The sequence below is a fragment of the Thiomonas sp. FB-Cd genome, from assembly GCF_000733775.1.
Classification (GTDB): Bacteria; Pseudomonadota; Gammaproteobacteria; order Burkholderiales; family Burkholderiaceae_C; genus Thiomonas_A.
Genome location: NZ_JPOE01000002.1, coordinates 1614586 through 1639245, shown reverse-complemented (window position 1 = coordinate 1639245; position 24660 = coordinate 1614586). Strand labels below are relative to the sequence as shown.

Below are 24660 nucleotides of genomic sequence, written 5' to 3'. Positions count from 1 at the left end.
GCCGCGGCGTGGCGCGACAGGACATGGCGTTTGGACTGGCTGGCATGGTTCGACCAACAATCCGGGCTGAACGCAATCAGCACGGCAAGCTTGTTAGCAGCAGGCGATACCTAGACGGCGTCAAGCAAAAATGGAATGGCGGCGAAATTAGCTTGTCTGGGCCTGAGCTGGACGCGTTTGATCTTCGGGTGCTTCTTGCTTGCCAATCGCTTGCGCTGCAGTCCGCACATAACGCGAAGTACCTTGATGACAGGCTGGAAAATGGGGTTGACGTGAAGGGCCTGTTGGCTGCCCCGCGCAAAGCCGGCGACGCAAACATGGCGGATGAACTGCCGACTTTTTCACTCACAACCACAATGTCAGCGGTTTCCGAAGCGATTGGCCGCAAACCTCGTGACGGGCAAGCGCACGCAGCGATCCGGGCGAGTCTCCAGCGGCTTGCCTCCATTGTCGTGACAGCAACAAAGGGCAACAAGGGGGCCTTCACGCACCTGATCGCCGGCGGCGCGTTTTACGGCCGCCATGCCGTGCGGCTGACGCTTTCTTACCGATTGACGCAGGCGCTGCTCGGCGAGGGCAGCTACGGTCGAATCCACATGTCCGAATTCATAAAGCTAACGCCGGTTGGGCAGATTGTCTATCACTGGCTCAGCTGCTGGAGACCGGGCGCCGGGGCGCCCCGAACGATCAAACTCGACAGGCTCGCTGAGCACGTGTGGGGCGGTGCAGCCGAGGATCACAAGACCAGGACCGATCGGCGGAGGCAGCTGACTAAAGCACTAGCAAGCATGCCGAGCGCCGAATGGCAAATCCAGATTGACGGGGAATTAGCTAGCGTTGCGCGAAAAAACGGCGCCGCGAAGACCCGCGCGAATGCGTGTTCTTGACACCGCGGCCCCGCCCGCATCCCCAGCGCGAATGCGTGTTTTCAACCGCGCGAATGCGTGTTTTCAACCGCGCGAATGCGTGTTTTCAACCGCGCGAATGCGTGTTTTCAACCGCTCCTTCCCCTCTGAAAAACGGCCCCGTATAAGACTTTGTATAAGCCTTCCATACAAGATATGGAAGGCTTAGAGAAAAACGCGCTTTGAAGTCGCGCTTTTCTCGTCGCCTCAAAACCCAGACCCCATGAACCCAAAAGCCGGCCTGTGGGGGAAAAGTGCCGAGGTCGCTGGCTTTGTTGCCTTGGGGCTGGACTCGGCCCGGCTTTCCCATCCACCTTTTTCCCCACATGCCGGCTTTTGGGTGCGCGCCGTCAGGCGTGCCTTTTCGCGGTCTTAGGAATGGGCTTGGACACGCTGGAGATTTTGATGATCGACTTTCGAGACACCCGAGCATTCCGCTACATCAACACTGAAGCGGCCATTGCCGCGCTTGGCCTGGTCGATGACCCGAAGGCCCAGCGCGAGAAGGGCGGCGCGTACCGGTACTTGCGCAGCGCCTGCGGGCAGCTGATTTGCCTGCCGCTAAGCAGCAAGGCAGTGGACTACCAGATGTGGTTCTTGCACGGGCATGGCGAGACCCGAGGCGATTGGTTGGCGCTGGCCCAATTCCTGTTCGGGGGCAGCTTGGGTGATGCGAAGCGCCGTTTGATGCGCCTGGAAGGCTCTCAGATCGATTCTTTTGGTCCGGTAGTGCCACGGCCCCACCCAACACAAGAGACTGCCGCAAAATCGCTCAGAACGTTGCCCCAGGTTCTGCCAGAGCCGGGATATGTCCACCGGTTGCTGATCGAGCGCGGGCTGAGACAGTCGATCATCGACCTCGCACGGCGCTCGGGCATGACTGGGTTGAAGGGCTTTGGCAGTTACCTGAACTTTGGTTTCCCGCACTTCAGCTCTGATGGCGAGCTGACCGGCTACGAGCTCCGGTCCGCGGACCCTGACTTCAAGCGATTCGGGGGCCGAAAAACCATGTTTTTGGTCCGCCCGAGGCCTGAGCCGCCCCGGGCGCTGTACCTCGTTGAAGCCGGCATCGACGCCCTGGCTCTCGTCCAGCTGCTTGGACTGGACAGGGGTGGCGCGGCATGGGCCGGAAGTCTCGGGGGGCGGCCGTCTGAAGACGCGCTGTTTGACGCGGTTGTCGGGACCGCAAGGCGCTTTTCGATCCCCAGGATTTGCGCAGCCCACGACCGGGACGCCGCAGGCGAGGACATGGCATCAAAAATTGCGCGGATATGCCGCGATGGCGGGCTGGAATACATTCGTGTGCCGCCGCCGTCCGGGCCTGGAATCAAGGACTGGGCGGACAAAACGAAGGCAATCTGTAATGCGAGCCAGACCCAGCTTCAAGCTGCCTGACCACCCTTTCCCCACATGCCGTGTTTGTGAGCCCGCCTTGAGGCGGGCTTCGCTTTTGTTGCGTCACGCGAATTTCGATTTCGCGGTCTCCGGAATGGGGTGTCCACCACCCACTTTTTCTTGCGCGCTCGGCGCGCTCATTTTGAACGCTGCCGAACGGAGGCGCTCTTGCGGCGGATGATCGACCGCAACACTCGGGATCTCGGCGCCGTGCCGCGCAGCGGCGGGGATGTGTTTATCGGCGCCGGGGCTGGTGTACTGTCCTGTAAATAACAGGCATTAGTCTTGGGTACCACTGCGGTATATCTTTGGGACAAAGATGCCGCGATGCAAACAGGCCGACCGAAGACGGAGGTAGCGCTGACGGACCAGGAACGTCCTCAGCTTCAATCCTTTTCCCGAAGCCACTCACTTCCGGCCGCGTTAAGCATGCATGCACGCATCATTCGCTAAGGCGCGGGCGGCGAACCCAACAAGAGCGTCGCTGGCAGGCTGAGGCTGACGCAGCAGGACACGATGGGCAAGTGGTGCTCGCGCTTTCTCGCGCGTCGCATGGGCGGGCTGAACGACGATGTGCATCCCGTCATAAATCGGCGATGCGTGTTGTTCCCGCGTTTTCCAGCGATTGGCAGCATGGCTTCGGACCGTTGCCACAAGTGCCCCGGTACCGGAGGGGGCAGCGCTCGTTGTCTGCTACCGGGCGCCTTTCCCAAGCGACGGCAGTCCGCCGTTGAGGACGCGAACCCGGACCGGAAGGGGTCTTGTCTTGAGCGTGGGAAGGTGGGAAGACTCGCCGTGGACTTCGATCTTGTGGCCCACCAAGCCACCGCTCCAGATCTCGGCCCCGCAAAGCGGGCAGGTGAGCCGCGGCAATTTCCTTCTCATGGACGTGGGCCGCTTGGGTCTCGGGCCGCTATTGCGCTTTAGGATCTGGAGTTCGGCTTCGCTTGATGGAAATTTTCGGGCTTTCATATCCACAGTCCTTCGTCTGCCCCTTCGAGGGGGATGTCACCAAGCCGATCGAACCCATGCTTCCTCGCGGATGCCCTGCAGTTCAGCGATCAGCTCCCGAGTGAGCTCGGAATACTGCCGATGCCGCCCATCTCGGCTCTTGCCTCGCTTCGATCGCGCCATGTGCCGGATCGCCTCAAGAAAGGCCCGCACGACATCATCTTCCTCGCGGTAGGGATGCCGCGTTGCCCAAAAGTCATTCCGCAGCCAGAACACGATACGCTCTGGCACACCCAGCGCGCTTAGCTCATCGAAAGTCTTCGGCCAAGCCTCGACCTTGCGGTTGTTCAACCATTTCTTCATGCGCAATGGACTCACGCCGACGCCCGCCACCGGGGCGAACAGCTTCCGCACCCCTGCGTCGTTTGCCGTGTTCTTGGCCGCGGTGCCCACCGGATCCATATCCCACAGGGATTGCGCGGCCACCGGCTTGCCCTTCGATTTCGCGCCGGTCAGCGCGCGGAGCGCGCTACCAGGGGGCTGGCGAGCGCGATCGATCGATAAAGGCGGTGCAATCGAAAACGCGGCGCGATCAACCATTCGTAGGCACGATAGATCAGCGCGCATGCTCTGCGGCCACACGACCCCGCTGCCCCCACACCCCGCCGCCAGCATCGGGTGGACCTTGCACAGGGCCGGCATACCAGTGGTGCGGTGGTTCCCCTCTCGTTTCGCCAGCAGAAAGAAGCTCGTGCAATCGCTGAGCAGCTGGTAGCGAACCGCCAGCTCCGTTCTTTGCTCGACGCTTAGCTCAACGTAGCGCAGGCGCAGGGAAGCGGCGACCCTCGCCAAATCCTCGCCGCTCCCGCTTGCCTTCTCAAGCATGGCTTGCGCGACCGTTTTCCTGCCACCGTCGACTCCCAGAGCCGTGACGGTGATCTGCGCCTGAGCGGGCTGCCGCAGCGCTGCCGCGAGGAACAGAGTGTCGCCGCAAAACGCGGAGCCATCAAGACCAGCCAGCCAGATGGGCTGGGCGTTGCCAGGAAGTTCCAGGTGCAGCTGGTGCGCCCGCACGGAACGCATGCGGGAAAACATCCGCAGCATTGCCGGCTCCACGTCCTCGGCGGGCCCGACGAAGTCGCAACCGCCCCCGCTGGCTTCGGCCAGCCGCCGCAGGTGTCCTTCTGCGGGTGAGCTTCCAATCCCCACGGCAAAGATCCGCTTGCCTCCGCGCCGGGCGGCATTGATCACTGCGTCGATCGCATAAATCTCGCCATCGGTAAGTACTAGCACGTCCGCCTGGCGCTCCGCCGCAAGCGCCAGCGTCGATGCCAGAGCCTGTTCCATCCTCGTTCCGCCAAGGTCCGCGTCCAGCTCATCGATCCAGCGCCGCGCGGCTAGCCGGTGCACGGCGTCTGCTGACCATAGCTCAAGGCTGCGATGCTCGACCTCGGAGCCGAAGCGCGAAACGCTGAAGGAGTCTCCTTTGCGCAGCTTCCCGACAATCGACTGAAGTGCTCGCTTGGCGGCTGCCATGCTGTCGCCTGCCATCGATCCCGAGCAGTCGACCAAAAGGTGCACGCTGACGCTCACAGGTGCTTTGGCGTCGAGATGAGGGCACAAGCCGCCGACCAGTGCGCTGGATCCCGGCTCCAAGGGGTCGTCCTGAAACAGAACAATGCTGTCGTGTTCCAACCCATCCAAGACCAGCACGAAATCGCGGTCGAGGCGAGCGTCTTTTCCCAGGGTCACTCTTACCAATTCCAGGCGTTCATCGCGAACGCAGTGGATCGTATGGCTGGGCGAGTGCATATCTGCCCGCGCCAAGGCGCCGTGCAGGGAAAGGTCCAGCACGAAGGAATGCTCGGTGCACAGGTCGGCCGCGGCGACTTGGTGGGGTTGCAAGCCGCCGTCGTGCACGGGATCTCCGAAGCGCGGCGCAATGACTGTGGGGAAGATCAGTCGAAGGCCGCCATGTTCGAAGCGCAACAGCTGACCGTACCGAATCTGGACGACGCAGCTTTCCCCAGGCAGCAAATTTCCGAGGTTGAGGGTGATACTGCCATCGGGGTTCAGCTCGAGCATCAGCGCGGCATCACCGTCGGTGACCGCCTTCTCGTAGCGCTCGCCAGCCTCGACGCGGGCAAACACACTGCCGCATAGTTCTCGATCTCCCACGGTGGCATTCACGCCCAGGATCACAGCGTCATATGGCAAAGGAAAAGTGTAGACAGCCTCGATTGCTTCGGCGGATTGGTTGGTGAAGCGCTGCTCGATCTCGGCACGCAGCAGCGGGCCCTGCAGATCGCCACGCAGGTGCGCGCCTTCGAAGACCATGGAATGGACTGTGGGAGCCACGAGGGCCGCGGGTCGACGGGAGGATTGTTCAAACATCGTCTTCTCCTTGTTGTTTTTGCCTAGGCAGCACGTCGGTGAGGCGCCCGTAGAGCTCGACGGCACCCCGCACCAGGGCGCGTAGCTGAGCCGGATCCAACCCGGCGCGTGCCGGCTCGACGACCAGTTCGATTCCTTGTGCCACCGTGATGTGGCTGCGGACCTCTACGGTTCCGGGCAGCGACGGCTGGGGCGACGGCACCGGGGGCGGTTCACCATGAAGCAATCCCCGGATCCTCTCCAGCGAGACCCCGGCGGCTGCCCACTTTCGCGCCTGCAGCAGCTGCTCAAGGTGATGGCCGTCGTAGTGGGCTGCGCGCGTTTCGCCCTGCGGGCGGTCGACTAGGCCGATCTGGACGTAGTAGCGCGCCGTGCGTAGAGGCACGTCGGCCAGGGAGCACAGTTCGGTCAGTGAGTAGCTGGGAGCTGGGACTGAATTATTCATACACTTTATTTATACACAACAACTGGCTTTTTGCAACCCCTTTGCCCGAGGGGTTTCAGATTGCGCGTCGTTGGCGCACCATCAACGTACGGCGATACAGCCCTCCCGCCCACAAGGATGGACCTGCTCAGCCACGGAGAGAATGATGTTGATGCCGCTGCACACCAATGGGGGCTCTGAATCGATGGCGAAGATCCGTAGGCGAAAGGGCGCGCGCCGGTTTCATTCATGGTCAAAGGGGGTACGGGGCAAGGCCATGCACATCGAAGTCGTGCAACGGCCCAAAGGATCCACAGCGCACGAAGGGACTTCGGCTGGATTCTGGGGCGGCACGGTTACCTTCGGGAGCGTGAACACAGGCACGCGAATACTCAACCCGCCTCTGAATCCCATGATGGAATTTTGCGAGGTCTGCGGGCACGCATCCATCCCCGGTGAGCGACGTTGCTACACCTGCGCCCATGGAAGTGGGTGAACGACGTCTGTTCTCTCGAAGCGCCAAGTAAGCTGCGCGGCAGAGGCAGCATCGCGAAATCGTCTCCAACCCATCGCACGACCTAGCGGACACGGCTATCCAAGTGCAGCGATCTCGCGAAGGAAATGGCCTTGCAGCCCTTTTGCAGGTTCACGCCGTGTTGGGGAGGCGATGGGTCATCCTTCGCAGCGCAGTCGCCGGCCCGTCGCCCCTGCGGCACCGAGGGGTGGGCGGCTCAGCCAGCGGGGGCGCGCAACGGCGAATCCCCATCGGCCCGAAAACATCATCCACCGGGGCTCGCCGCCCACCCCGGGCCGCGGCGTCGACGTCGATGGCCAGGCGGTCGGCGGCCTCCTGCCATTCGTCGCATCCGCATTCGCTGATCATCGCGAACAGGTGCCTTGCGCCTTGCTGCCAAAGATCTGCAGCCATGAGTGGGCGTTTGCTCTGCCACCAGATCGCCAATTCGACCGGATCGAAGGCGAGGCTCCCCTGTCTGAAGCACGCTTGCACAGCCCCATCATCGCAATCCTCCGCGTAGAAGGTATAGAGAAACTGCCCGAGGGCGCTGCGTGGTGCGAAACCGGCATGAAACGGATGGCGCTTCATAATCACGACTCCTGGAAGGTGATACGCAAATCATTCGAGAATATTACCATAAGCAATGGACGATTCAACGACAAAAAATCAGGATCAGGAGGCGCTTGACAGGCGTCGCGAGCAGAACCGGGCGGCACAGCAGCGCCGCCGGCAAAGACTCGGAATGGGCGGGAAAATCCAGATGGATCTGTTTTTGAGCCCCAATGCCGTCCAGATCCTGGACAGTCTTGCCAGTGAGTTGGGCGTGGAGCGCCAATCGGTGGTGGAGTTGGTTCTGCAGTGGTATGCCGATGCGCGCGTCAAAAGAAGGGCCGCGATCACTCGGTAATGCCCGTATGCTTATGGTAAGCTTTCGCGCATCGACAGTCACGGAGATGCGCGATGCGAGTCAAACCGACCCCCTCATCGACCTTGCCGGGCGCAGCCTGGCTACTTTACGTGTGGTGGCGCGAAACCAGCCCGAACCCTGAGCACCACGAGTGCCGGGGTGGCTACATGCCGTTTGAGACGGGCACGATCTGCCAGTGGTGGCTTGAGCGGCGAGCCGATCTCACGGCACCGGCCTGGCGTGTGGGTCGCCGGCACATCCTGCGACTGGTGCAGGCGGCCGACCCGCAAAGCCTTATGGCCGCGCAAGAGAGCTTGGGGGAGCGTGGCCGAGCGCTGCGTTACTGCACACCCAGTAACGGGGGGAGGCCATGAAAAGCGCGCACACGAAATGGGCCTACGAGCAGCGGTTTCGCCAACTCTGCCGACGCTACGTCAAGGACCATGAAAGCGAGGATGCGGGGGATCCCGAGGTCCCTTGGGCGGACTTCGTCAGCTGGCTCCTGACTCTGCGACCGGCATTACGCGAGGCAAGCTGGCGCCAATACCGGGCGGCGGTCGTGCACGTCTTGGAGCAATCCGGGTTGAGCACTGGCGACGAGCTGATCGCGCGCCTTTGCACCGAAGGACGCCCGGCTGATGCGGCAGTGCACGCATCGTCGCGCACGTCGCACGGCAAGGCGCGCACCGTGAAGACTGCAGAGCTGCGAGCAATACTGACCTGGCTCGACGGTCATGCGGGGCGCTGGAACAACCTGGCTGCTCGCTGGATGCTGTGGACCACCGTCACGGGGCTTCGTCCAGCCGAGTGGCGCCTTGCCCACGTGACCCGCGACCCGCAGACCCTCGACGTTGCATTGCTTGTGCAAAATGCAAAGGCAACGAACGGACGGGCGCATGGGGCCACGCGAACGGTGGTGATTCCTGCGCTGGACGCGCCCGACTGGGCATCGCTGAACCATCTGCTCCAGGCCATCAAGCGGCTGAATGCCGAACGCCTCTACGACCAGGCCTATGCCGGGGTTCGACAAGCCATCCGGCGGGCCGCACGCGATCTGTGGCCCAAGCGCCAGCGGCGACCGACGCTTTACTCAGGGCGCCATCAGTTTGCGGCTGATGCCAAATCCGCAGGCCTGGCTCCGGAGCAGATTGCCGCACTCATGGGTCATGGCATCATCGAGACCCATCAGACGCATTACGGCAAGCGTCGCTGCGGCCGGGGAGCGGTGCGGGTGCGAGCCGCGCAGCACGATGTTGAGCAAGTGCTGCAGCGTGCTGCGACTCGCAGCGCACGCCAGCCGGCGCAGCGTCATGGACCAGCGCCCAGGTAAGTGCGGATCATGGAACCCAATTCCCGGATTCCAGTTTCCAGTTTCCTGAAATCGCATATTTGAAAGGAGTTCCAACATGAGTCTCGGCATTGACATTGGCCGTTCCGGGGTCAAGATCTCCGCCGCGGGGCGTCACCTGCCCGTGTTTCCCGCCGTGGCCTGCCCGGCGCTTGGCATCGATGACGCAGCTGAACGCGAGAGGGTGCGGCAGGACACGATCCGCCACGGGGATCGCGACTGGTTTGTCGGGCATGCGGCCATCATCCATGGCCGCGTGCATCCGGCGAACGATGCCGGGTTCGAATTGAGCATCGAGTACGAGGTGCTCCTGCGCGCCGCGCTCCGACAGGCGCATCATGCGAACCAGCCGCTCGACCGGATCGTGCTCGGCGTTCCCTCGGAGGCTGGCTCGCGCGTGCGTGATCAGGTTGCGCGGCAAGCTGGCGAAGCGGCGCCGGGGGCGAGCATCCGAGTGGTCGCCCAACCGGCCGGTGCGCTCACGGCTGCCATGGCGCTGCACCCTGGCCTGGCCTCGAAAGCCGTCGCAATCATCGACGTCGGACGCTATTCGACGGATCTTGCCGTCAGCGTCAAGGGCCGTCCGGTTTCCGGATCGCTCATCAGCTTGCCAGGTGTGCGGCTGGCCGTGGACCATCTCTCGGCAGCGTTGCGACCGCGCCTGCTTGGCACCGTGAGATTTGAAACCATGGAGCAAGCGCTCTCCACAGGGATCCTCCATCATCGGCTGGAACATGTCCATGTCCAGGAGGCGGCATCGGCAGCCCGTGCTGCGTTGACTCAGGTGATCCAGGCCGGCCTGGCACGGCTGATGACCCTTCAACCGGACATCGAGGTGCTCCTGCTCTCCGGTGGCGGAGCTGATCTTCTTGATCCAGCTGTCCTGCCAGCGCACGTGCGCTCTCCGGGCGGACGCTTCGCCGTCGCGGATGGTCTGTCCCGGATCGCAGCGGGCCTCGGAGATTGAGTGACCATGGGGCGCAAGAAAAGCGTGACGATCGGTGTCGAGGACGCCCTGTACGCGCGGTACACCGAGTTGGGTTTGAGCGCGCGGCGAAAGGCACTATTTGCCATGCGTCTGGCGCTGGAGCAAGCTGTGGAGCAAGCGCCGGAGAACCCTACGAGGCGCGGCGCGGCGAGCAGCCATTCCCAGAGCGACCCTAGTCCTGAGCCAGATGCCAGATCCAATGGGCAGACGCCCGATCGTGGTCAAACGCAGGTCGGGGTGGCCGAAGGGGTCGGCATCAGGCTTGATGAGGGGTGGTGACATCAAAGTCCTCCATCATCAAGGTATCGAGCGCTTCATCCGCATAATCGCCCAGCGCAGCGACACGGACATCCTGCTGATTGAACGGTACGACGGCTTCGCCGAAACGCTGGCCGACCAGTAGGAAATCATGTCACGCGGCGAAGTCATCCGCACCGGCGAGGGCGCGGACATGGACGCCGACGGCATGACAGCAGCTGCTGATTATGGTGCGAAGGGCAGGCGCCGCGCGCTACACCCAGGGCACGCCATCCAGCGCACTGGCGCTGCCTACCGCAGCAACCTTCAGCACATGGGCATCGATGATTGTGGTGCTCACGTCGCAATAGCCAAGCAGCTCCAGCACGGCACGGATTTCCATGCCGGGTGTGCATGGAAATGCCCTTCAGGTGTCAGAAGGAATGCCGAATTCCGATCGCGAATCCATTGGCGGTTGCACCCGAGGAAGCGGTGAATGTGTTCGAAGCGTCGTGTACCCCATACGCTGCGGCCACGTCAACATCAAGCGAGAGGCGTTGATGAGAAGGCCAAGCCCTTGATGCGACGCTTGGCCGACACGGAGGAATCGGCATGCGAGAATTTCCTGCTCAAACCAACGCCGGCGAGGGCAACCCGCGCGTCTGTTTTGCATGTCGCCTGACAAAGTTCAGCCGTGTGCTTCGCTTCGTTGAGCAATTGTGATTCCCCACAACCCTGAGCGCGAGCAAACGGCAGATTGCAGGAAACGCAAGATTCTCCAGACAGCGGGTTTATGACGACAAGAGCGCTGCGCTATATGTGACAGAATTAGGCACGCATGCGTCTATGTCCGGATTTTCCGTACTACTCGACGTAAGCCGAAAGCCGCAACAAGAAAAGAAGGTAAAGCGTGAGACACGATCCACCCGAATTTGCCGATGCCGACGTGATATCCGCCGCCGCGGATCAGTCGGAAGTGGATCTGCCGCCACGCGCATCTTCCTTGATCGAGGCAATGAGAGATATTGGCTATTCGCTTGAGTCAGCCGTCGCCGACATCTTGGACAACAGCATCAGCGCTGGAGCCTCGCAGATCGATGTGCGTTTTGGATGGGATGCGGCCGGTGCTTGGCTGGCAATTCTCGACGACGGCGCGGGAATGGATGAGGCGACGCTTCTGGACGCCATGCGAGCCGGAGCCCGAAGTCCTAGGGATGCAAGGAAGCGGTCGGACCTCGGGCGCTTTGGGCTCGGGCTGAAAACAGCGTCATTCTCGCAATGCAGACGGCTGACTGTTCTCAGCAGAATCCTCGGGCGGTCGGCGGCCGCGCAATGGGACCTCGATCTAGTGAGTTCCACCGATCGCTGGTGTCTGAGGCGCCTTAGCGATGGCGACTTGGCAAGCCTACCCGTCGTGGGTGAGCTCGGCACACGCGGCACGGCAGTCATCTGGCAGAAGGTCGATCGGCTCGATCTCGGGAAGGGTGCTGATTCGGGTGCCGTCCATCTGAATGAACAGATGGCAGTTGTTCGGGAGCACCTCGCGCTAGTGTTCCATCGATTCCTGTCCGGTGAGTCGGGTCGTCGCGCCCTGCGCATCCGGATCAACGGACAAGCTGTCGACCCGTTCGATCCCTTTGGTACTGGCTCTCCTTCCACGCAGATCATGAATACGGAGCGGGTCAGCGTGGATGGGGAAGAAGTGCGCATCCAGCCGTACATCCTGCCCCACCATTCAAATGTCAGCCCCGCCGAGTACGCCCGACTCGCCGGTGCGGAGGGGTATCTTAGAAATCAGGGCTTCTACGTCTACCGCAACCAGCGGCTGATCATCTGGGGGACATGGTTCCGGTTGGCCAAGCAGGAGGAACTGACCAAACTAGCGCGAGTGAAGGTCGAGATCCCGAACACCCTTGACCACCTGTGGAGGATCGACGTGCGCAAGGCTCACGCCTACCCGCCCGAGGTAGTGCGCCAGCGCATGAAGCAGATCCTCGAGCGAATCAGAGGGGGCGCAAAGCGACCATACACGACGCGGGGAGTGGCTCTCATCGACCGCAAAGTGATTTCTGTCTGGGTGCGACGTGTATTCAACGACCGGGTCCAATACGAGATCGAACTCCACCATCCATTGATCAGCGATTTGCGCGGTGATCTAGACGAGTCGATCAGAGGGCGACTTGACGCCATCCTCCGGATGGTCGGGGCCTCGTTCCCGGCCGCGAGTTTCTACAGCGACTACGCGGGAAATCCGAAGGATCTACGGGAGGAAGAGCCTGACGGCGAACTTCTTCTCTCCTTGGCAAGGATGCTTGCAATGGCGAATCGGGGACTGCCGATGGACCAATTGCGGTCCCTGCTGTTGAGTGTCGATCCCTTCGCACGTTGGCCTTCACGGGTGGATGAATTGATTTCGCGACTTGCCGAGGATGCGCGGGAATGAGACTGACCGATGTTGAGAACAACGCCGTCAACTTGCTGGGTGCGATGCCGGAAAGAACGCCGGCGTTGGTGCGGCTGACGTTGACGACGCTGCTCGGGCTTGATGCCACGCTGAAGGCGGAGGTCACCGAAGAAATGCTGGAGGACGCGGCGCGCCGCATCGAGGCCCAGTTGTATATCCGCATGGAAGACGCAGCGGCTGTGCAACTCAAGTTCGAGGAATGGCTTCCCGGTCGTCGAGCGGACGCACCCCACTTCTACTACCCGCGGTACAGGAACTGGCTCGGTGGAAGAGGATTCCCTCCTTCCGTCCTCGGTGTTATGGACAAGGACACCGACAAGATCGTCGGCCTACTCGAGAATCCTCTGAAGGGGGGGAATTGGAAGCGACGTGGCTTGGTCGTCGGTCACGTTCAGTCCGGCAAGACGGCGAACTACTCCGGCGTGATATGCAAGGCCTCGGACTACGGCTACAGGTTCGTCGTCGTCCTGACCGGCACGCAGGAGGATCTCAGGGCGCAGACCCAGGAGCGAATCGAGGAGGGATTCATCGGAGTGAGTTCCGAGGCTACACGCGCACATGAAGCGCGGGTCGGAGTCGGCCTGGCAGGTCTGCAGCGCCGGCCGTTGACCCTCACCAGTCGCGATGTTGATTTTCGTTCAGCCTACGTCAACCTCGCAGTGCCACTGCAATCCCTTTCAGAGCCGCTCGTGCTGGTCATGAAGAAGAACGCCAGCGTGCTCAAGAACCTGATCGAGTGGTTGAAGACCAAGAGTTTCGAGGGCGATGGCGCAAAGATCTCTGCCATGCCCATGCTGCTCATCGACGACGAGGCCGACAACGCCTCGGTGAACACCTCGCTTGACCCGGGGGCGCCGAAGCGGATCAACGCCCTGATCCGGGCGCTTCTGGATCTGTTCGATCGCAATGTCTACCTGGGGTACACCGCCACTCCGTTTGCAAATATCTTCATCGATCCGGATGCGACCGACAGCCTCAAGCGAGAGGACCTTTTTCCCCGAGACTTCATCGTGGCTCTGGATGCGCCGACGAACTATGTCGGCCCGTCCAGCATCTTTCCCGAGGACGGGAGGCTGCACGGCTGCCTGTGCTACGTCGAGGACCATGAGGACATCCTGCCCGAGCGTCACAAGATCACACTCGATCCGAGGCGCCTGCCTCCGAGCCTCGAGGAGGCCATTCGTGTCTATGTGCTGGGCCGCGCGGTTCGTGCCATCCGTGGTCAGGGCACGAATCATTCGTCCATGCTGATCAATGTGTCGCGCTTCAACGATGTCCAGACCCGTGTAACCGGCTTGGTCAACGACCAGCTCAACACCATACGCAACGCATGCATCGGCCATGGCGCCCTGCCTGAACCGGAAGCGGTCAAGGATCCGGAGATTGCAAGGTTGAAGCAGGTCTGGAACACGCGCCTGAACGACCTGGAGGAGGACTGGGAGGAGGTGCTGGCTCAACTTCCGAAGGTTGTCGGACCGATCGAGGTCAGGAAGATCAATAGCAAATCCTCGGACGTCCTCGACTACCGGCGATACAAGGACACGGGCCTGCACGTCATCGCGGTGGGCGGCTTGGCCCTCTCACGCGGCTTCACGCTGGAGGGGCTGAGCGTCAGCTACTTCCTTCGAAACTCGATGATGTATGACACGCTGCTCCAGATGGGGCGATGGTTCGGCTACAGGGACGGCTATGCCGACCTTTGCCGGATCTACATGACTCCCGCTGCAGAAAGCTGGTATGCGCACATCTCGGAGGCCATAGAGGAGTTGCGATTCGAATTCAAGCGGATGGAACGCCTGCACAAGCGGCCGGAGGATTTCGGCTTGCGCGTGCGTTCGCATCCCAGCGCGCTTATTGTCACCGCGCGCAATAAGATGCGCTCGGGTCGGAAGGTGCCACACGCGGTCGCCCTCGGGGGGCGCTCGATCGAGACGACCCAGCTCCGCACCGATTCTCAAGAGGAAAACTTCAGGGCTCTTGATCGACTGGTGGCGCAGCTTGAGGCCGACCGTCCCCACGTTTCCGAGAATGGGTCGGGCAACAAGCTCTGGCGAAAGGTTGCGGTCGAGCGAGTCAGGGATTTCGTGAAGGCATTTCGGAATCACGACGAGATTTCGCTGGAGACCCAGTCGGATCCTGTGCTCAGCTATATCGAGGCAAATCCGGAGCGGCTTCAACAATGGGACGTGTGCCTGTACGGGCGAAGGACAGCCCACTCTGACGCCGGTGAACAGACGGTTGGTGGCGTGCGCATCTTCAGGCAACTTCGGGGCGGTACGTTTGACGATCGTGGCGGCTATATCAGTGTCTCCGGGCGATCAGCACGCATTGCCGCGCCTGGTGACGAGAAGGAGGGCATGATGGGAGACGAAATCCGATCGGCCGAGGAAGAATTTCGCAGTAGCTCGAGTAATGAGGGTAAGAGCATTCCGGATCGGGTCTATCGACAGCGTCGGTCGAAGCCGCTTCTGATGCTTCGGCTGCTGCACGTGGAGGAGATGAAACCGGAGGACGGCAAGAAGGCGCGCGTGTGTGAGGACATGGTCGCTTGGGGCATGAGCTTCCCGCCGGCCGGAGCCCAGGAGAGAACAGTCGAATACATTGTGAATACCACTTGGTGGCGGTCCAACTTCGAAGAGGAATTGGAGGACGACACCGAAGACTTGGAGGCGTTCGATGACTGAGAATCCTTGGGGGCGTCTGCCCGCGGGGGCACACGGCGACTTGGCAGCCCTGCGAGCCGAGCCGGGAAGCCGGATCGATATGTTCTGGGCTAGGCGGCCCGACGGAAACTACACATTCCTCTTCGCCTTGCCGGATTGCGCCGGCGCCGATCCGGATCTGCCCAGTCTACGAGGAATCGAAACATTCTGGAGCGCTGAGAAGGGTGCCTTGCAGCTAGTGCTGTGCAACACAGGCGACTGGGAGATATTCGCGACCTTGTGTCGGGATCTGATCGAAATCGCGAAGCGCAGCGCGTCTGATGCCGAGGCACTCGATGCCCTTGCCGTCAGGCTTGCGCGCTGGCAGCGACTCTTGATGCGCGGCGGCGCCAAGCTTCTCGATGATCGGGAGATTCGCGGATTGTTTGCCGAGCTGGTCTTTCTCAGAGACGAGCTCATGGGGCGTTTCGGGCTAAGGGGTCTCCGATTCTGGAAAGGCCCTGATGGCGCTCCCCAAGATTTTACTGTCGGGCGATGGCTGTTCGAGATCAAGGCACATCTCGTCGGCAGCTCGGACAAGGTCCGAATTTCCTCGCCCGAGCAGCTTTGGGCAGAGCCCGAGAGCCCCATGACTCTCGTGGTGACACGCCTGGCCCAAGTACAGGACGCCAGTGCCTCACTGCCGGCACTGATCGCGGATGTGCGGCTTCGGCTCGGCGGAGATCCGACACTCGAAGCACTCTTGGATGAGCGACTTGCGCAGGTCAACTACCTGCCGCTTCCCGAGTACGAGGACCACCGCTACGACGCGGTCGGAAGCACACACTACGCCGTGACCCACGGCTTCCCTCTACTGTCTCGGACCGCCATCGTCGCCGGCCTGCAGGACGTCACCTACTCGATTGCCCTCAACGCATGTGGAACCTATAAGACCACGGTGAACTGGGCAGCCGTCATGGAGGAATTACATGGATGATTCGGGTCTCCTTGAGAATCTCGCTCAGGCGGTCGGTGCGCGAGCTGATGTCTCGAGAGATTTCTCCGAGGCAGCGTTCGCTGCCATTGTCTGCGAGGCACTCGAGGATGAAGGGGCCGTTGCCGAGTTCGTTCCCTGCTTCTTCCAGCAGCGCGGAATGCGAATCGACGGTTACGGATTCGCCGAAGACGAGGCGACGTGTGACCTTTTCGTCGCTGACTACCGAAGCATGCCCGGGCCAAGTTCATTGACGCGCACAGATATCGAAACCATTACACGGCGTGCCAAGACATTCTTCGACAGCGCCCTCACTCCCAAGTTTGCTGCCGAGATCGAGGTCACGCACCCGGCATGGGGGTTGGCCAGGGATCTTGCACAGCGGGCGCCCGCAATCACAAGAGTGCGCATTAACCTCCTCAGCGACGCCGTACTGTCGTCCGCCATCAAGGAGCTTCCCTCGAAGACGGAGGACGGGCGCGAGTGGTCGTACCAAGTCTGGGATCTGCGTGCAATCTCGCGGCTGCTCACGGACGAGGAACCGGAGGAGATCCGGATCGATTTCGTAGAGATGTTCTCGGAGCCGCTGCCGTGCCTGCCTTCCGGCGGTTCAGGGAGCGTGGATTCATACCTTGCCGTTATTCCCGCTACCTGGCTTGCCTCGATCTACGAGCGCTACGGTGCGAGGCTGCTTGAGCAGAACGTGCGAACCTTTCTCCAAGCGAAGGGTTCGGTGAACAAGGGAATCAGACGAACAATCCTTGAGGAGCCGGGGATGTTCTTTGCCTACAACAACGGCATCTCCGCGACCGCGGCGGAGGCGCGGCTCGAAGCCGATGGAAGCGCCCTCATGTTGCAATCCGTCCGACATCTCCAAATCGTCAATGGCGGACAGACCACCGCGTCCATCTACAACGTCCTGAGAAAGGAGGGGGGTAGGAATCTAGACAGTGTCAAGGTCCAGATGAAACTCTCCGTGGTGCGGCCCGACGATGTAGTCGCTGTGGTCCCCCGCATTGCGGAGTACGCCAACAGCCAGAACAAGGTCAGCGCGGCAGACTTCTTCTCGAACCATCCTTTCCATGTGCGCGTCGAGAAGATCTCGCGGCGCATGTGGGCCCCGGCTGTCGGGGGATCGCAGGCGCAGACACACTGGTACTACGAGAGGGCTCGCGGACAGTACGCGAATGCCACGCTCTACATGACACCCGCGAAGAAGAGGGAATTCGACCATCAGAATCCCAGGAAGCAACTGATCGAGAAGACCGATCTGGCAAAGGCCGAGATGACGTTCCGGCGATTTCCCCATGTGGTCAGCTCCGGGGCGCAGAAAAACTTCGCGAGGTTTGCCGAATGGGTTGCCGATAGCTGGAAGGACGACGGTTTGGAGTTCGGCGACACTTGGTTTCAGAATGCCGTTTCGAAGCTCATACTCTTCCGGCAGCTTGAGCAAGGGGTACGCCGGGCAGACTGGTACGCGCAGGGGTACCGCGCACAGACTGTGACGTACACCCTGGCATTGCTCCAAGATCGATTGCACGAAGTGGGGCGCGCACTCGATCTGCAGAAGATCTGGCGCATGCAGTCTTTGCCGGCGGAGTTGTTTGAGTTTCTGGTGGCGGGCGCGCGGCGAGTGCAGGATCGATTGATTGCCGCATCGGCCGCAAACAATGTCGTCAATGTCACCGAATGGGCGAAGCGCGAACGGTGCTGGGAGGACATGCGCAAGCATGTCCAGCTCGGAGAGTTGGCGAGGCTCGATGCAGTACTGGAGAGCCGCGAGGAAGCCGCGTCCGAACGGCGTTCCGCCCGCAAGGACCAGCGAATGATGAACGATATTGAGGCACAGACATACGTCGTCGAGAAGGGGGGCACTTATTGGAAGGCATTGCTCGCCTGGGACAACTCAGCGCTCGTTTTGACGCCGTCAGAGCAGAAGTTGTTGCGTCAGGCCGCCTTGATCCCGTCGAGGCTTCCTCAGTCCTTCGAGTGTCAGAAGCTGGTAGCGGTCGAAACAAAGGCGCAGCGGGAAGGCTTCAAGGCGAGCTGATCTCACGGCGGGGAGTTCGCGGTGTGTGCCGATGTCGTGACAGCCGAGAAGCGCAGTCGAATGATGGCGACGATACGCGGCAAGGACACGGCGGTCGAGCTCGCAGTCCGGCGTCAGTTGCATGCACTTGGCTACAGATTTCGTCTTCATCGCGGAGATCTTTCGGGGCGACCCGATATAGTGCTTCCTCGTTTTCGGGTGGCAGTGTTCGTGCATGGATGCTTCTGGCACCGGCACCGAGGATGTGGCTATGCTGCGACCCCTAAAACGCGGGCTGATTTCTGGCAGGCAAAGTTCGAAGCCAATGTTCGTCGAGACGCGTTGGCAGTCGAGAGCTTGGCACGCGCTGGTTGGCGTGTCGCAATTCTCTGGGAGTGCGCGATCGGCCCAGATGGACTCGAAGCCGCGAATCTCGCCAGATTCCGCGCTTGGCTTGAGGGTCAGGCTGCTGCGCCAGCGACCAGCTTGCTGGAAATTCCCTGATTCGAGCTGCTCTGCAGAAGATCTCGGACGAGCTCAGCGATTCCCCGAGCGAGCAGCGGAGGCACGGCATTGCCCACCTGCGTGTACTGCTGGGTCCTTGTCCCCTCGAAAAAGTAATCATCCGGGAACGTTTGCAGGCGAGCAGCTTCTCGGACCGTCAGGCTGCGGCATTGGGACGGGTCGTAATGGATGTAGTAATGGCCGTCCTTCGCTATATGCGAAACGACGGTCGAGGAGGGCTGATGCGCGCACTGAACTCTGAATCGATCGTTGAATGGCGGGGAGGATCCATCCGAGGTAACCGCATTGCGGTGCTTTGGAAGCAGCGCCGGCGGATAGTTCGCAAGGCCGGGCGAGTAGCCGAATTCGCTTGCGAAGCTTGCAGCAAAGAGATAGCGTGCAAGATCGTTCGCCATGTGCGCGCGCGCCTCATGCTGCAGCACACCTCCCACGAGGGGTCGCATCACCCAATCTCGGAAGGTCTGGGCTTGGGGCGAGATATTGCCGCGTGGGTTCGAACTGGCGTTTCGAACGAATCGGGCACCCGTCGAGTCCAGACTTGCAGCTGTATCCGATGCGGCTCGCATGATCGATGTGATCCTTCGGACTCCTCCGGCGCTCCAGCCTCTCACCAAAGAGGAAGCCTGCAGGATGGCTGCGTTCCACGCCTCCTTGGAATCGGAGGTGCGCGAAAGCCGGCTCCGCATGGGGGGCAGGTCGCCAATGGCTTCGACCACCGTGATTGGTGGAGAAGGTGAGAGGAGTCGAGCTTGTCGCGCGCCCAGCGACCTTCTGATCCCTAGAAGGATCACGCGATGGCGAGCCTGCGGAAGACCGAAACGCTCGGACTCGATCAGGTAGTCCGCGGGTGCGAGACCCAGGCCATCATCGAATTTCACGAATGACTTTATTTCGTACTCGACCCCTTCATGCGGAACGGAAAGATCGTCAAGGATCCGAGTGAACATCGGATTTCCAGAATGCGTCGAGGAGAGCAGCCCCTTCACGTTCTCCATCACAAACATCGCGGGATGATGCGCTCGGATGATCCGCAGATATTCCCGGTAAAGGAAATGCTTGACGTCGTCGGCGAATGACGCGTCGTTCGTGCGGCGCGCGCGTCCGGCCAGCGAGTAGGCTTGGCAGGGTGGGCCGCCAATCAGAACCCAGTCGGTTCGACCGCCCAGCGCACGGAGGATCTCACGGTCGACGACCTGCTCGGGCGTCCGTCCAAGTTCATGGCAGCGCGCTTCCTCGGCGGCTTCATCCATGGCGGCTTTGACCGCGGGAATCCTCAGAAACTCGTCTGCTGTGATGTCACCGCGTACATAGTCGTAATAGTGGTGCTCCCCAGGGGTGCTGCGCAGCAATCGGTATGCGGCGCGGAGCCGCAGGGTGCGGTGCGCGACCGGGTCCTTTTCGATCGACAGACGAAGATCGAACGCGGGGAGGCCGTCCTTGCCAGTCAGCGAGGCGAAGCCCTCGCCCAGCCCGCCCGGGCCTGCAAAGAGGTCAATGATAGGAATTGCCATGTATGTCTGATTGCCTTCTTCACGGATCGTACCAGGCTCGCCAATCGCTTGGGTGCTCCGAGCCCCTGGCAGGGGCATTCGATGCACGCGCCCTTCGAGAGAGATGGACGCCACCGACGATTGCAGACGGGTACCGGAAGCGGTACAGGATGGAATTGCGCGCGAGGGACAGCTAAAGGCTGGCTACCTGCGCGCTGGCGTGGAGGACTCGACGCACTGGTGCAGGCCATCAGTCAGCATCAGCAGCGTCGCTCTTGTTGCTTTTGACGTGGGGCTTGACGAACTGTGGCGCGATCAGCTTGACCTTGTGGCCAAGCGCCTCGATCTTGCGTGCCCAGTGGTGCGAGCTCCCGCACGCCTCCATTTCTACCAAGCAGGACGGGAGGTTTGCAAAAGACGGTGCTGCCTAGCCGCGGCGAAGCTATTTGCGAAGCACGGCTTAACCTCGCCCGTCGACCCCGTGAAACTGGTCGGGTAGCAGCAGTGCATTGCTGCACCGCCGCCCCCTAAGAACCGTACATGAGAGTCACTCCTCATACGGCCATTTTTCAGCACCACAGGGTGGCACCGAACGACTTGACGGTTTTCTTCATGGCGTGGCGTCGCTCGAAGTATGGCTTCCAGCTCGCATCGTACGGGTCGGCCTGGGCCCTGATCTTGACGTGCCGGGTGATCGGTATCGTCATGGCCCTAAACAGACGCAGCCGAGGAGATTGCCTGTCGTCTGGTCCTTTAGCGGCGAATGCCCAAGCCAGCCCACCATCGCGATGGAAGTATTTCCTGAGGACCCATTTGGCGCCTTTGGCAGGATGGAGCCGTCGTGCCCATCTCCAGAGAAGGTGCCAGAGGTGATGGTCGACTGTCGTGAGGCTTGCTTTGGCCACCACGTGGCGGTGGTACGTGGCCCAGCCCCGGATGATCGGGTTGAGCAACCTGATGACCGTCACCTGTGTGGCGCTTGCATGTTTCTTGATGATTTCCCGAGCCTTTTCGAGAAGCGCCTTCACGCTCTTCTTCGCCGGCTTGATCAGCAGTTTTTCGTCGTACTTGCGCACGTTCTGACCCAGGAAGTCGAAGCCCTGCTCAATGTGAGTGATCCTGGTCTTCTCTTGCGAGAGTTCCAGCCCCCTCTCAGCCATGAACGCTTGGATTGCCGGCAATACCTTGGCTTGCAGCACCTCCTTGGAGATACCGGTCACCACGAAGTCGTCGGCATACCTGATGACACCTCCACCTTGGCACATCGATGCCGCAGTGGGTGGGGGCGTCCACCCCATTGCTTACGGATGTTCGTGAGAGAGATTGTTAACAGAGGCAGTGTTCTAAGGCGCGTTGCGTTGACGATCGCGCGCAATACGCGCTCGCGACTTCCTATTCGCGCAGCAGCTCAATCAACGCATATACCCGATCCTGAAATCTCGTGTGCAAATTCTCCAGCAATCGACAAAAATCTCCAGATATGGGTGTCTGGTCGCAAAAATCATCCAACCCTCTGAGCGAATTACATGTCGATGCTTGATCCTCAAGGATAATTACCTCATCGAGAAGATCCGCCCTGAATTCAGCATTTGGCACATCGGCCTCATAGCGAAGAATGACTTCCTTGATTTCATCGAGTTGATTTTTGATGTCATCGAACCATTCATGCAGCGAGCTAAAGGACTTCGTTCCATTGAACAGTTCTTGATCTTGGATCAACCCCATCTCGAACTCGTCAATTCGCTTCGCATAGCTCTGCAACCAAGGGGGAAGCGCAGCCGTCTCGATTTGGACGCGCTGCTTTTTCCCCGGCTTGGGCGGTTTCCGCTTGACACGCGCGCTCTTGGTTCCTTCTGTCATTCATTGCTCCGTTATGAATAGTTCACAAGCCTCTGTGCGCATTTGGGCGATCATGGACGGCTTTTTAGCACGATCGTGGACGCGCAGGTGATGCCCGCAGGCACGCGGTGAATGTATCTCAATAGTCCACGATTGGCTCGAAACGGCTGTCGTGGAAGCGCTAGTTGATGAGATGCTTCGCAGGCCTATCGTCGTCGGCGGACGGCGCTTGCGACGGACCAGCCGCCGCGGGGGCTAAGGCATGCTCGGCGACATGCTCAGTGCGGTTCTGGTCTGGCACGGATCCTTGTGTTTCTTGCGCAGCGATCGGCCATGGCGTTTGTGCGTACCGACACGGAATTGATCGCCCTACGGATTTCCATTAGCCAAGTGCAGTCGACACCAAGCACGGGGGACAGCACACCTTCGGCACGATGCCTGATCGGGCATCTGCCGGTGCGGCGGTCAATTGCGCCACGGCCCAAATCCGTCCACTCCTCTGGATTGGGCGAGCGCGTGGTCCGGGGTATTTGCCCGGGACATCAGTCGCGACGAAATCAGAGAGAGCCAGAACCTGATCACAAAAGAATCGGCGCCCCGCTCAACTTCGCGCCGGCGCGAACAGCATAAGCCACTGATATCGCTGAAAGTAGCGTCGGACCGCGGCCCCTACCGCAAGCCGAGTTGAGGATCGACGGTGAGCTTACCGGTTGACTCCTTGCTGGGTGGCGTCGTCGGCACCGCTGAGCGACAAGGTGCCGCCGCGGCGATCATTTGAACCCTATGGCACGCTTGGGCGCATGCTTGATCGCGCACTCCGCTTCGAGAGCTTCTGCGAGTGCCATCGTTGTGGCGATGGGGCGGAACCGATGTTGGCGCATGACGGCGGCGAAGTCCCCCGGGGTGAGCGTTGCCGGCAGGTTCAGCCGAGCGCCGTCGTCCGCAGTCGGGACGTCGACCCCGAGGGCCGCGCATGCTCGACCAAACAGCGCCCGGGCCTGCGCCGCATCGAGATAACCGAACTTCACCTTGAGGTCAAAGCGTCTCAGCGCGGCTTCATCGAGGTCGTCCATCAAGTTGGTGGATGCGATGAACACGCCGTTGAATGCCTCCATCTGCGTCAGCATCTCGTTCACGAGTGACGTCTCCCAGGAGCGCTCGGCTCGAAGGCGACTGCGCAGGAAGCTGTCGACCTCGTCGATGAGGAGCACCGCACCGTCGGCCTCGGCTTCGCGGAATGCCTTGGCGATGTTCTTCTCGTTATCGCCCAGCCATTTGCTCAGGAGGTCCGAGGCTCGCCGCACATACAGCGGTCGATCGAGTCGCTGGGCGAGCCAGCGCGCATAGGCCGTCTTCCCTGTCCCAGGTGGGCCATACAGGCACATGCGTGCACTCTCCGAGCGGCGGATGCCCCCGACCAACTCCACAAGATCAGCATCAGCATGCACGTCTTGCGGGTCATACCCTTCGGGCAACCCCGCCATGGGGTTGGGCGCAAGAGCGGCGTGACCTTGCGCCTGCAGCGTATGGCTGACCAGGCGCAGGAGTGCCTTCGGCCGTGCCGCGACCGCCAACTCGCTACCGACCGCCGCCACCACGCTTGCGGCGCGCGTGAGCACGGCAGGGGCCAGCGTCTCGCATTCGGCCAGATTGCGCAGCGTTGAGTCATCAACCAGCGAGCCGCACGCCTTGCGCACGATCCGCGTGCGCACCGACAGCGGCGGAATGGAGACCTGAATGACAAGATCAAAGCGTCGCACGTAGGCCGGATCAAGGCCCTGGATGGAGTTCGTCAGCCACAGCGTCGGTGCCTGATTGGCTTCCAGGGCCTTGTTGACCCAGCCCTTGCGGTTGCTGGTGTTGTTGGTCTTTGCGCCGCGTTGCGTCCAGAGAATGCGCGGCTCCGCCACTTCGAAGACATCCTCCACCTCGTCAAAGAGAACCAGCACCTCGCGCTGGGCGAGAAAGCGCTGGGCAGCCTGGTACGCACGCAGTCGCCGCGCGCCGCCAATCGGGTCGCCATCGTTGTCCTCGGCGGAGACCTCAAAGAGCTCGCACCCGATGTCTGCCGCAAGAACGCGTGCCAGTTCCGTCTTCCCCGTTCCCGGCGGCCCATAGACGAGCACGTTGACGCCTGTCTTGCGCTCGCGCAGGGCCACGCGAAGGTATTGCCTCAGCACCCGGAGGTCCAGTCCCAGATGCGGAAAGTCGTCGAGGTTCAAAGTCGGCGCCGCACTCGGAGCCACGGAGCCGCGAAGCAGCGACAGCGGCTCGACATCCGGCGACAGGATGAAGTCGCTGAACTGGTCGGAGAGCATCTCGAGTTTTCCGGTCAACTGCTCGTGGCTGCCGCGGGAAAGGGTCAGCAATCCGGACTGGGCCAACTGCCCGCGTGGCGCCAGCGCCTGGCGAATGGCGGCTTCGGGTTGATCCAGAATCACGGCCAATGCCGCAACCGCCTTGTTGCTGTTCAGCGAACCCAGGCAGTCCGCGGTGTCATCCTGGCCGTGTGCGAAGGCATGAGCGCCTTGTCCGAGAGCCCGGTGCCGGAAATCGGCACGCCGGGTTCGATGAGCGGGGTGTGGAAACGTGGCTATGGCGAGGGTACTCG

The 24660-nt window shown here is 61.3% G+C and carries 21 protein-coding genes and 1 pseudogene; 13 read left to right on the top strand and 9 right to left on the bottom strand.

The annotated features are described in order from the left end of the window. Nucleotides 1-23 precede the first annotated feature (23 nt). Nucleotides 24-887, top strand: coding sequence for a replication protein C, IncQ-type (gene repC, locus CD04_RS0107965; protein ID WP_197033057.1), 864 nt, complete (start codon nt 24-26; stop codon nt 885-887). 423 nt (nt 888-1310) lie between these two features. After that, nucleotides 1311-2300 (top strand): toprim domain-containing protein, encoded by a 990-nt coding sequence (locus CD04_RS0107960; RefSeq protein ID WP_197033056.1) that lies wholly within the window; start codon nt 1311-1313, stop codon nt 2298-2300. Nucleotides 2301-3308: 1008 nt separating this feature from the next. On the opposite strand, the gene CD04_RS0107950 is transcribed toward CD04_RS0107960, so the two are convergent. The 3 genes from CD04_RS0107950 to CD04_RS0107940 all read right to left on the bottom strand — a co-directional run bounded on the left by CD04_RS0107950 (nt 3309) and on the right by CD04_RS0107940 (nt 7174). Beyond that, nucleotides 3309-5645 carry a VIT and VWA domain-containing protein gene (locus CD04_RS0107950; RefSeq protein WP_081857854.1) on the bottom strand — a complete coding sequence of 779 codons (2337 nt, stop codon included), beginning with the start codon at nt 5643-5645 and terminating at the stop codon, nt 3309-3311. Continuing rightward, complete coding sequence (locus CD04_RS0107945; RefSeq protein ID WP_031405674.1) at nt 5638-6090, bottom strand: helix-turn-helix domain-containing protein; 453 nt, start codon at nt 6088-6090, stop codon at nt 5638-5640. Before CD04_RS0107945 ends, CD04_RS0107950 begins: the two co-directional genes overlap by 8 nt. A gap of 625 nt (nt 6091-6715) precedes the next feature. Then, the gene (locus CD04_RS0107940; protein ID WP_031405673.1) at nt 6716-7174 is read right to left on the bottom strand and encodes a hypothetical protein; all 459 of its coding nucleotides are present in this window, start codon (nt 7172-7174) and stop codon (nt 6716-6718) included. A 55-nt stretch (nt 7175-7229) separates the two neighbouring features. Between CD04_RS0107940 and CD04_RS0107935 the strand changes: the two genes are divergently transcribed. From CD04_RS0107935 to CD04_RS23680, 6 genes are all read left to right on the top strand, one after another. Then, nucleotides 7230-7493, top strand: coding sequence for a hypothetical protein (locus tag CD04_RS0107935; protein WP_031405671.1), 264 nt, complete (start codon nt 7230-7232; stop codon nt 7491-7493). 53 nt (nt 7494-7546) lie between these two features. Next, nucleotides 7547-7867 carry a hypothetical protein gene (locus tag CD04_RS23685; protein WP_156030184.1) on the top strand — a complete coding sequence of 107 codons (321 nt, stop codon included), beginning with the start codon at nt 7547-7549 and terminating at the stop codon, nt 7865-7867. Then, on the top strand, nt 7864-8823 hold the full coding sequence (locus CD04_RS22540) for a hypothetical protein (RefSeq protein WP_051849026.1): 960 nt from the start codon (nt 7864-7866) through the stop codon (nt 8821-8823). Before CD04_RS23685 ends, CD04_RS22540 begins: the two co-directional genes overlap by 4 nt. A gap of 76 nt (nt 8824-8899) precedes the next feature. Beyond that, nucleotides 8900-9808 (top strand): ParM/StbA family protein, encoded by a 909-nt coding sequence (locus CD04_RS0107925; protein WP_031405667.1) that lies wholly within the window; start codon nt 8900-8902, stop codon nt 9806-9808. Between the two features lie 6 nt (nt 9809-9814). Further along, the gene (locus CD04_RS0107920; protein ID WP_031405666.1) at nt 9815-10108 is read left to right on the top strand and encodes a hypothetical protein; all 294 of its coding nucleotides are present in this window, start codon (nt 9815-9817) and stop codon (nt 10106-10108) included. Further along, nucleotides 10095-10232 (top strand): hypothetical protein, encoded by a 138-nt coding sequence (locus CD04_RS23680; RefSeq protein ID WP_156030182.1) that lies wholly within the window; start codon nt 10095-10097, stop codon nt 10230-10232. The genes CD04_RS0107920 and CD04_RS23680 overlap by 14 nt, the downstream gene beginning before the upstream one ends. A gap of 108 nt (nt 10233-10340) precedes the next feature. Here CD04_RS23680 and CD04_RS25005 read toward each other — a convergent pair whose 3' ends face one another. Further along, complete coding sequence (locus CD04_RS25005; RefSeq protein ID WP_255332538.1) at nt 10341-10469, bottom strand: hypothetical protein; 129 nt, start codon at nt 10467-10469, stop codon at nt 10341-10343. A 573-nt stretch (nt 10470-11042) separates the two neighbouring features. Here CD04_RS25005 and CD04_RS0107900 point away from each other — a divergent pair. The 5 genes from CD04_RS0107900 to CD04_RS23115 all read left to right on the top strand — a co-directional run bounded on the left by CD04_RS0107900 (nt 11043) and on the right by CD04_RS23115 (nt 18699). Further along, on the top strand, nt 11043-12509 hold the full coding sequence (locus CD04_RS0107900) for an ATP-binding protein (RefSeq protein ID WP_231480502.1): 1467 nt from the start codon (nt 11043-11045) through the stop codon (nt 12507-12509). Further along, nucleotides 12506-15214: a Z1 domain-containing protein gene (locus CD04_RS0107895; protein ID WP_038167597.1), complete on the top strand. Its 2709-nt coding sequence runs from the start codon at nt 12506-12508 to the stop codon at nt 15212-15214. The genes CD04_RS0107900 and CD04_RS0107895 overlap by 4 nt, the downstream gene beginning before the upstream one ends. Beyond that, a complete protein-coding gene (locus tag CD04_RS0107890) occupies nt 15207-16169 on the top strand; it encodes a PD-(D/E)XK motif protein (protein ID WP_031405660.1) in 963 nt (320 codons plus the stop codon). Before CD04_RS0107895 ends, CD04_RS0107890 begins: the two co-directional genes overlap by 8 nt. Nucleotides 16170-16326: 157 nt before the next feature. After that, nucleotides 16327-18216, top strand: coding sequence for an AIPR family protein (locus tag CD04_RS0107885; protein WP_231480501.1), 1890 nt, complete (start codon nt 16327-16329; stop codon nt 18214-18216). Between the two features lie 21 nt (nt 18217-18237). Next, nucleotides 18238-18699, top strand: coding sequence for a very short patch repair endonuclease (locus CD04_RS23115; RefSeq protein WP_369792782.1), 462 nt, complete (start codon nt 18238-18240; stop codon nt 18697-18699). On the opposite strand, the gene CD04_RS0107880 is transcribed toward CD04_RS23115, so the two are convergent. The 5 genes and pseudogenes from CD04_RS0107880 to CD04_RS0107860 form a co-directional block, all read right to left on the bottom strand. Next, nucleotides 18657-20231 (bottom strand): DNA cytosine methyltransferase, encoded by a 1575-nt coding sequence (locus tag CD04_RS0107880; protein WP_051849243.1) that lies wholly within the window; start codon nt 20229-20231, stop codon nt 18657-18659. The two genes, CD04_RS23115 and CD04_RS0107880, sit on opposite strands and share 43 nt — an antisense overlap. A 232-nt stretch (nt 20232-20463) precedes the next feature. Then, nucleotides 20464-20667 (bottom strand): annotated as a pseudogene (locus CD04_RS24490) (IS110 family transposase); the annotation flags it as partial. A 112-nt stretch (nt 20668-20779) separates the two neighbouring features. Continuing rightward, nucleotides 20780-21475 carry a group II intron maturase-specific domain-containing protein gene (locus CD04_RS0107870; protein WP_051849024.1) on the bottom strand — a complete coding sequence of 232 codons (696 nt, stop codon included), beginning with the start codon at nt 21473-21475 and terminating at the stop codon, nt 20780-20782. A 127-nt stretch (nt 21476-21602) separates the two neighbouring features. Then, nucleotides 21603-22070, bottom strand: coding sequence for a hypothetical protein (locus tag CD04_RS0107865; protein ID WP_031405653.1), 468 nt, complete (start codon nt 22068-22070; stop codon nt 21603-21605). 749 nt (nt 22071-22819) lie between these two features. Beyond that, nucleotides 22820-24490, bottom strand: a complete 1671-nt coding sequence (locus tag CD04_RS0107860) for an AAA family ATPase (RefSeq protein WP_051849023.1) — start codon at nt 24488-24490, stop codon at nt 22820-22822. Between the last annotated feature and the right edge of the window lie 170 nt (nt 24491-24660).